The sequence below is a fragment of the uncultured Leptotrichia sp. genome (assembly GCF_938036635.1).
Lineage (GTDB): Bacteria > Fusobacteriota > Fusobacteriia > Fusobacteriales > Leptotrichiaceae > Leptotrichia > Leptotrichia hongkongensis.
The window spans coordinates 1-2,342 of the sequence record NZ_CALHQO010000527.1; the positions used below are offsets into that span (position 1 = coordinate 1).

Annotated in this window: 1 protein-coding gene; it reads right to left on the reverse strand. The window is 25.6% G+C overall.

From position 1 onward, the window contains the following. Positions 1-4: 4 nt before the first annotated feature. On the reverse strand, positions 5-2,342 hold a 2,338-nt coding region (locus tag Q0370_RS10545; RefSeq protein WP_299575493.1), incomplete at its 5' end, for a DUF4132 domain-containing protein.

Genomic DNA, 2,342 nt, shown 5'->3' on the forward strand with positions numbered 1-2,342 from the left:
AGGTTCAAGTCCTGTCCCCGCAACCAACGAAAAGTAACGACTTTGGAGTAATCTGAAGTCGTTTTTTATTATTAAAATAATTTTTCCAATATTCCCTTTCATCTTCTTTCAATTCAGGAAAATATACAAGATTTACAAAATTATTTTGATTTAATGTATGTTCCTTCCCATCAACTGTTTCAAAAATATTATTTTCTGTATATCTAAAGATACTAACTATTTCATTTTTCTCATCTATTTCTTTCCAAAGAAGAAATATCGCAAATTTTTGCATAATTGGATTTTTTATAAAAATTTCCTTCCATTTTTCTGCTTTCCATTTTCTTTGTGTAAATAATGCCTTTAATAAATTGTTTCTCTGAACTGATGATATTTCTTTCAACTGTTTTTTTATATACTTCAATTCTCTTTTATATTCTTCCAATATTTCATTGTCAATATTTCTTTTTTTACTCACTTTTGGAAATGATTTTATTTCTTTATTATTATTTTCATCATAAAGAATAACTTTTTGAGGAATTTTTGCAATATCAAGCTCAATTTTTATTCTCTTATCCCCATAAGTAAATATTTTTGTCCTATCCATCTCAAAGTTAAAATCTGGAACTAAAATGTCATTTAATTCATCACGTGTCATTCCTTGTTTTTGTGAAATTAGTTCCAATGCCTCGTTAGCCGCCATTTTTATTCTTTTATCTTTATAGTTTAATATGAAGCTGTTTAATAATATCCCCACTTGCTTAACTTCTTCACGCAACGATAAAACTCTTATTCCATAAGCTGCAACTGCAATCTTATTATACTCACTGACAAGCATGTCGACTATCTCTATCATTTCATCAAGTTGTTTAATGCTAGCAGTCTTTATTAACGGTATAAAGATATTTTTATACTTTGGATTAAACATATGAACTTTCCATCTGCCAAAAATCTTTTTAATAAATTTTCTCAAATCTTCTTTCTGTGCTATTTCTTCAATTTTATTACAAACATCAATACTTCTAATATCTTTTGCGAGTATATATTCTGATATATAAAATTTCATTAATTTTGCAGGAATTTTTTTATCACTGTCCTTTATTCTTATCATTCCATAATCTACTTCTGCACTAAATACTGCGTTTTCCTCATGTTTTTCAAGACAGATGCTATCAGCATATTCAAAAATTTCTTTTGAATCCATTAAATTTCTTAATCCCTTTTGAGCTTCCACATTATCCCAATATTTTACTAATCTTTCTGCAATGTGTGAAGCAGGAAAAATTTGTTTTTCAACAATTTTCTCTATTTCATTTTTTGCGTCAAGCCTTCTTCTTAAAATTTTTTCAATCTGATGCCCTACATATTCATTTGCATTCAACAGTAATTTAGGTAATTCTGAATAATCAAATCCATTATCTTTTAAATATAAAATATTTACATAATTTTCGATTTCTTTTGATAATTCTACCCCTTTTTCAAAAATTTTATACAATTCTTTTTCATGCTCACGCAAAAATTCCATCCAAATTTTATTATTTTTATTATCAAAACCTTTTCTCTCAATATATTCAAAATACTTTCTGTTTATAAAATCCAATCTTAGCCCATAATTCCACATTTCATTTAATATATCCCTTAAGCCAAATATTCCATAAATTACATCGTATCTTAAAAATATATCTTTAAATAGATTAATCTCTTTTGTGCTATTTATAAGAAATTGAAAAACTTTTTTATATTTATCAGAATACTTAAAAAGCGAAAATATTATTTTATCCTTTTCCGCTAAAATATTTACTGGCTTATATCCCAAACATTCGATGGTAATACTTTCCCAATCAATATTCTCTTTTTCCAAAAATCCAAGATTTCTAAATTTACTCGGGTGCCATTTCCAGGCTTTTTCTTCAAATAGTTCTTTTAAATCTCTGATTAATATCTCTTCAGACATTGCTAATAATCTTTGCTGATCTTTTTTATTAATTAAATTTTCTCTTATAAAAAAATGTAGCAAAAATGAGTATTCTAATTTATTTTCTTCAAGATTGTCATTTAAAAATTCTTTTGCACTTTCTAAATCTTCCTTTATTGTATCCAAAAACAAATCATACATCTTTTTAGAACGCTCAAAATTATTAAAAATAACATTAAGTCCATAGTTTACAAGTAAATAAAGTCTTTGTTTTTGTGAGAAATTATATTTTTTAAAATTTTTTTCCAATTTTTCAAACATTTTATTTCGATAATAATAATTGTTGTTCGTTGAAGAAAATTCAATTTCAGAAAACATAATAAACAGCTCAATTCCTTCAGAAACAACTTCTGAAACTGCTTTATTTTCGCTCAAAATTTCAAAAAAA